General features: G+C 68.4%; 7 protein-coding genes. All 7 read right to left on the minus strand.

Features of this window, described 5'->3' with window-relative positions:
* Window positions 1-531 precede the first annotated feature (531 nt).
* Window positions 532-897, minus strand: a complete 366-nt coding sequence (locus tag U9977_RS16635) for a hypothetical protein (RefSeq protein WP_322750185.1) — start codon at window positions 895-897, stop codon at window positions 532-534.
* Between the two features lie 59 nt (window positions 898-956).
* Complete coding sequence (locus U9977_RS16640; RefSeq protein WP_322750186.1) at window positions 957-2,159, minus strand: site-specific integrase; 1,203 nt, start codon at window positions 2,157-2,159, stop codon at window positions 957-959.
* A 345-nt stretch (window positions 2,160-2,504) separates the two neighbouring features.
* A complete protein-coding gene (locus U9977_RS16645; protein ID WP_322750187.1) occupies window positions 2,505-2,840 on the minus strand; it encodes a hypothetical protein in 336 nt (111 codons plus the stop codon).
* 191 nt (window positions 2,841-3,031) lie between these two features.
* Window positions 3,032-3,226 carry a helix-turn-helix domain-containing protein gene (locus U9977_RS16650; protein WP_322750188.1) on the minus strand — a complete coding sequence of 65 codons (195 nt, stop codon included), beginning with the start codon at window positions 3,224-3,226 and terminating at the stop codon, window positions 3,032-3,034.
* A gap of 19 nt (window positions 3,227-3,245) precedes the next feature.
* Complete coding sequence (locus U9977_RS16655; protein ID WP_322750189.1) at window positions 3,246-4,913, minus strand: replication initiator; 1,668 nt, start codon at window positions 4,911-4,913, stop codon at window positions 3,246-3,248.
* Window positions 4,910-5,134: a hypothetical protein gene (locus U9977_RS16660; protein WP_322750190.1), complete on the minus strand. Its 225-nt coding sequence runs from the start codon at window positions 5,132-5,134 to the stop codon at window positions 4,910-4,912. Before U9977_RS16660 ends, U9977_RS16655 begins: the two co-directional genes overlap by 4 nt.
* A partial coding sequence (locus tag U9977_RS16665; RefSeq protein ID WP_322750191.1) for an FtsK/SpoIIIE domain-containing protein occupies window positions 5,131-6,575 on the minus strand: 1,445 nt, incomplete at its 5' end. The genes U9977_RS16660 and U9977_RS16665, both read right to left, overlap by 4 nt.

Genomic DNA, 6,575 nt, shown 5'->3' on the forward strand with positions numbered 1-6,575 from the left:
GACAGGAGTAAGACATTGGCGTCAAGTACCACCAGACCTTTGGTGAGTACCTTCTGGTAGTCAGCCGGAGTAGGAGTGGCATAGCCTTCGAAACCGTCGAACAGACCGCGCAAAACATCACCGGCCTCGCTCCCGAACGCTCCCGGAAAGGTGTCTACGCCTTCTTGATCAATCACGGCGCTGAGCATACTCCGACGCGCCGTGGGCGGTCCCTACGGTGGACGACGAGGCCGTCACACGTTCTGTGACTGACGTCCGGGCGGCTGCTGTACTGCAATTTGTACTGCAACGGGGGTGGACGTCCGTGGACGTCGGTAGACAAGCCCAAGCCCGTGGCCTGCACTGATGAACGTCAGTGGACGCCCGTGGACGTACCGCTGAGGACTACGGATCAAGAGGTTGGGGGTTCGAGTCCCTCCGAGCGCACGCTGGTTGAGGCAGGTCAGAGCCCCGCAGCCGATCACACGGCGCGGGGCTCTGGGCTTTTGACAGCCACGTTGACAGCCTACGGCCTGTCGATCAGACCACGGTTCAGATCTGGACGGTCCAACCGTTGTCGAGCAGCAGTTCGGTAGCGCCCCACTCGGCGCCCACCTCGTCCTCATCGAGATCGTCGAGCCGGACGCGGACGTGCGGGTCATCCCCGTCCGGCACGAGGGTCCATTCGACCTCTCGTACCGTCACCGGCTCCCAGTTCGGATCCGCCCACACCCTCTCACCCACGCGGGGAACCGCCGGCAGGTCGACCGTGCGAGCCAGAGTCAGCGCACGGCGGGCCGTGTCGCGTGCCTCCGCCCGAACCTGATCGGCATCACCGATCAAACCCGCATGCTCGAACACGTCGCCGAGCACCTCCGGAAGCATGTCGCGGAGAGTGACAACAAATTTGATGTCCACGGTCGTCCTTTCTCGGGACAGCTGAAATGTGACGGTCGTTGCCTGTCTGACCTGGGTTGCTACGCGGTTTCGCTGTCGTCGTCGGTAGCCTGGTCGTCGGGGTTGTCGAACCAGGCATCAAGTTTGGTCGCCGCATCCCGACTGCCGGTATCGGCCATATCCACATAGATATCCATGGTCGTCGAGAGCATCGTGTGCCCGAGCATGTCCTGGATCTGCTTCCAGTCCACGCCCAGGGCGTAGGCCATCGTCGCCGCCGTGTGCCGCAAACCGTGCGGCCCCAGATGCGGCAAACCCGCCCGCACGCACAGCTTCGTCAGATGCGTGTTCAGCGCCCGCGGCTCCAGATAGGTACCGACGGTGCTTGGGAAGATCAGCCCGTGGTCGCGCCACCGCTCCCCCATCGTGTGACGTTCCGCCGCCTGCCGCCGGCGCTGCGCCTGCAACGCCGCCACACACCGAGCCGGAAGCGCGATCGTGCGTTGACCGGCTTCGCTCTTCGTCGGCCCCACCACCAGCTGTCGGATACCACCGACGCGGGTCACCTGCTGTTCCACCCGCAGCGTCGCCGCCCGCTCGTTGAAGTCCGACCAGCGCAACGCCAGCACCTCACCCCGGCGCAAGCCGACCATCGCCAGCACCACATACAACGAGGCAAACCGCGTCGGCTCCGCCGCAGCAAGCAGCGTCACCCCGTCCGCCTGACTCAGCGCCACGACCTTCCGCTTCGGTTTCGTCGCCTTCGGAACACGGACGTTCACCGCGACGTTACGCGGCACCTTCTCCATGATCACAGCTTCGTTCAACGCCTGGCGGAGGATCGTCCGCAGGGTCCGCATCGTCGACGCGCTGTACCCGTCGGCGGCTTTCCGGTTGAGGAACCGTTGCAGATCCTCGTGTTTCATCTCGACCAGCCGCAGCCGGCCCAGCGCCGGACGGATATGGACCCGCACCAACGTCTCGTAGTTGACCTTTGTTGACTCGGCCCGGTCCGACGGCCCCACCACCTCGTCCAGCCAGTAATCGAGAAAGTCATCGAACCGTGACCGGCGATCCAACGGCGCCGCCCCTTCCAACTGCGCCGTGCGCAACCGTGTCTGTTCCTCGATCGCCTCCTCCTGGGTCCGGAAATAGCGGACGGTCCGCTTCCGTTTGCCGTTCACATAGCCGTAGTCGATTTCGAGGACCCAGCGCTGACGGTCCTCCCGCCAGTACACCGAGCCTTCACCGTGGCCGCGGCGATTCCCCTTCCCCATAGCCATCACGCCACGTCCCAGGGGTTGCAACCGACACAGCTGAAGTACTCGTTCAGGGCTTCGACCACGGACACCGTCCGCAGTCTGTCGCCGGGTTCGGGCAGCACGAACAATCACTCCTTGCCGAAAGAGAAAAACGGGGGAAAGCGCCGGAGGAGGCGTGATGGTCCGGGGTTCCGGTCCTCTGGGCGCGGAAGGCTCTGCCGGGAAACCGGCCGCGTCCAGGGCGCTACCGCGTCACTTCGTGATCGGCTTCGCCGACCCTGGAGCCGTCCGGCCCCCCGACAGGTAATGCGCCTACCAGAGGAACGGAAGAAAAATGGGGGAGAAGCGAAAGACCGCGACCACCGGTCAGGGCCGCTGGGACTGCGCGGGCACTCTGCGATATGGGGCGATATCGGGCACCCAGCCGCCGGCCGGACCAGGCCCGTACGGTGGGCGAGTTGCCGGGAACGCGGCGCCGGGGATCGCGCGGAACACCAACACGACGTCAACGTCCCCGAGCGCTTCGACGAAGACCGCGTCGGTGGGGATCGTAACCGCGGTCCGGGCGACATCGAAGGGGTCGGCTCCCGGTTTGACGGTCATCTCGTAGAAGCCGTGGCCGGGGGTGTCGAGGCGGACGAAGGGTCGTCCGTCGGAGGGGTCGCGTGGTGGGTCGAGGTCAGGCGGAATGATGGGTGGCACGGTCTGCGCTCCTTGTTCGAGAAGGGGTGCGGATCGAGGTCCCGGTGTGGTGTTCCTGCACCCGCCGGGGCCGCTTATTCGATCTTTCTGTTGTGACGGTTTGCGACGTGTGCCGGGTGGACCACGAGCCCATGGGTCGATCGGGGCGAGTTGCCGAACACCAGCCGTTCCCCGGCCCCGTGCGAGCGTGGTCATGCTGCCGCCTCCCCGTCGGAGAGCCCGCGGAGCCGATCCACGTAGGTGACGAGTGCGGCCCGCGGGATCCGCCGTGCCCGCCCGATCCGGACGGATTCGATCAGTTCGGCATTCAGCAGCTCGTAGACCGTCGTGCGGCTCACGCCGAGCAGCTCAGCGGCTTCCGTGGGGGTGAGAAGGAGCTTGTGCACGGTTCCTCCGGTCGTCGGGTCAGGCCGCACGGGGCATGCTCGGGTCGGTTGCCGAAACCGGGTGGGGATCCCCGCGAGCCGCACGGGCCGCGTCGAGTTGGGCGCGCCAACGGTGCCGATCCGCGACCGCGCGCAGCAGCAGGTGTTCCCGGCGGGGCGTCGCCGGATCACCGGGGCGGAGAAGCTGCCAGATCACCCGGTCGGGTGCGGCGCCTTGGCCGCCATCGCCGCTGTCGGTGTGGCCGAGGACCGCGAGCTGTTCCCGGATCCACACCTTCCGATCTTCCTTGTGGTCGGCAAGGGTTTTCCCGGACCATTTCCGCGAGACCAGCACGCGGCGTCCGCCGAAGCCGAGGGTTTCGCGCCGGTGGACTTTGCCCTTGCACCGTCCCGGCACCAGGCCCGCCCGCGGATTCTTCGGCTGGACGCCGTAACGCAGCCAGTTCGCGCAGCCCGGCGAGCACGGTTCGTACCGCAGCGCGTCGGCGAGCCGGTCGACGTGTGCCCGTTGCGCGTCGGTGGCGATGGCGTGGCAGGTGTCCAACGACTTCGTCAGGTACTTGCACAGGTAGCCGATCAACCGGCCGGTGTTGCTGTTGGTCGCGGTGACCCCGTCCGCGCGGACCTGCACCCCGAACCGGACGACGTGGGCGGGTTCGGCATCGTCGCCGATCGCGTCCAACGCCTCATCCCAGGTCGGCAACGGCGTGCCCGAGTCCGGGTCGAGGTAGCCGCCCGCTTGCTCGTCCCAGACGGGCAGCCGGTCGGCGCTGTAGACCGGCCGGTCGCAGGCTGGCCACCACACCTGGTGATACGTCGCCGCGGCGACCTGGCGGAGCAGTACCCGGGGGATCGTGCCGCGCATCGCCGCGTGCAGATGAGGCGCCAACCGCCGTTGCGGTTCCAGGCAGGCGAAGTACTGAATGTCCCAGCCGACCGCCCGGCGCAGGTTCTGCCAGAACCGATCAACCAGTTTGGGAAAGTGGATCGCGTCGCGGGCCGCCCGCCGGTAGTCGTAGCCGTCCGGGTCCACCGGGGTGCCCTCCGAGGTGACCCGGCCGTAGCTGTCGCAGGTCAGCGTCAGGAACATCGACGGCCGCCACACCATCCCGTCCGATCCGGTGAACGTCCGCCCGACGGTGCGCCGATCCACCGGCAGCCGGGGAAGATCCGGGGCATCCTGCCGCCGCCGGGTTGACCGGGTCCGTCGTGGCCGGTCGCGACTGTCCGGCGCGGTCTTGCCGCGCACGCCGAGATCTGCCAGCGCTTCGTCCACCTGCGAGATCAGGTCGTCGACTCCGCCGATCTGATCCACATCGTGACCGGTCACAGCGTCGGTGCGGACCGCTTCGAGATCCGCCCGGAGCTGGACCAGCGTCTTCGCATCGTCGGTTGGCGGGTCGGGGTCGGGGAGCGGTTCGTCATCGAGATGCCACCCGGCCTTGCACTGCGCCATCCGGAGCTTGCGGGCACGTTCCGCGCACGGCGGGCACTTGCATGCCAGCGTGGCCCCGCATGGCACCGGGATGATCTCGGTTTCTCCGGTAATCATGTCCACGCGGCGCATCGCCAGTGGTCGGATACACACCCCGTTCTCCGCCGCGACCGCCTCGAGGACGTGGCGGGCGAGTGGTTGGCGCAGGCGGGCGGCCCGGCTGCCCGCCGGCGGGGTGCTCACCTCGGTCATGCCGCCCGTCCCTCCTGTCCGTGGTCCTGGCCGTCATCGTCGAGATCGGGGTGAGGTTGGTCGGGGTGGTCGGGTGGCGGTTCCCGGCAGCCGCACACCCGCCACCGCCCTGCCGGGATCTGGCAGCCGTCATCCGCCCAGTGCGCGACCCACAGATGCCGGCACCAGTCGCAGACCGGCAGCGGATACACCGGCGCGTAGTCCTCCGGACTCGCGGTCATGCCGCCCGCCCGTCCACATCCGGTGTCCAGCCGTCCGGACCGTCACCGACCAGGTCGATCAGTTCGGCGACCGCCGGCACCGGATACCGATGGGCCATCCGGGAGATTTCGGCGTCGTCGACCCAGGCCGCCCGCACCCGGACCGGGTCGGCCTGGCCGTCCAGGAGCACATAGCCGACCCCGGGCATGTCCTCGCCGATCTCGTCGGCCCGTGCCCCGCGGTCGCGGGCACCATCACCCAAGACAAGGTCGACCTGGTCGGCTTCGGTCATCCGCAGCGCGACCCGGACCGGGAACAGATCCCGAAACGGCAGCACCTCTTTGCGGGGATCCTGCACCGCCCCGATCACGGCGACGCCGGGTGCGCGGCCTTGGGAAAGCAGCAGCGGCAACGACGCCGACAGGCGCCGCTTGAGCTCCCGGTCGGTGACATAGGAGGTCAGCGACGCGATCTCATCGACGATCACGACGATCAGCGGTTCGCCGGTCGTCGGAGTGTGCAGCCGGCTGACCCCACGCAGCCGGGCGGCGCGCTTGCGCATGACCGCCACCGCGTCGTCGAGGAGATCGGCGATGCTGTCGGTGTCGGTCGCGAACCGGGAGAACATCGCCTGCCCGAACGCCAGTTCCATCCCGCCTTTGGGGTCGGCTACCCACAGTTCGACGAGGCCGGCGCGGACCGCCGGGCCAAGGCCGCGGATCGTCGCCCACACCGCCGCGCTCTTCCCCGCCCCGGTCGCCCCCGCGATCAGCACATGGGCGCCGCGGACCGGCAGCCGCCACAGCTCGCCGTCTTCCCGGCGGCCGATCGGAATCCCGGACAGGTCCACCGGACCGTCATCGTCGCCATTGCCGGTTCCGTCGGCGTCTGGACCGTCGAGATCCGCCGGGGGGATGGGGACGGCCAGGGGATCGCGGCGGGCGAAGTCCACCCAGATGAACCCCACCCGATCGGAGCGGATCCGACACGACCGAGCCCGGAAGGCGTGCCGGAGTGCGTCGGCCTGCTCCGCCCACAGCTCGGGGGTCTGCCCGTAGAGCAGCTCGATCCGGAGCTGGTCGCCCCACCGGTCCGACCGGATCGTCCGAATGCGGGGGAACGTCTCGGCGAAGGAGACCCGGTCGCCGTTGGACACCGGAATCCGAATCGCCAGATCCGTATGGACCATGACGGGCCGCCAGCGCCACCGGTAGATGACCAGCAGCCGCAACCGTCCGCGGATCCAGCGGACCAGCCAGGTGAACGACCGGCGATGGACCAGCCGCCACACCACACCGACCGCGACCAGGGCGACGAGCAGCACGCCGAGCCCGACCAGCCCGAACCGCTGACGGACCACCGCCACCGCGAGCAGAACGGCCACCGCCACCGGATGCCGGACGAGAAACACGACCACATGGGCGCCTATCCGGCCGGCCAGCCCGAGCAGGACCGCCCACA

It is taken from the genome of Protofrankia sp. Cas8 (genome assembly GCF_963555845.1).
Taxonomy (GTDB): domain Bacteria; phylum Actinomycetota; class Actinomycetes; order Frankiales; family Frankiaceae; genus Protofrankia.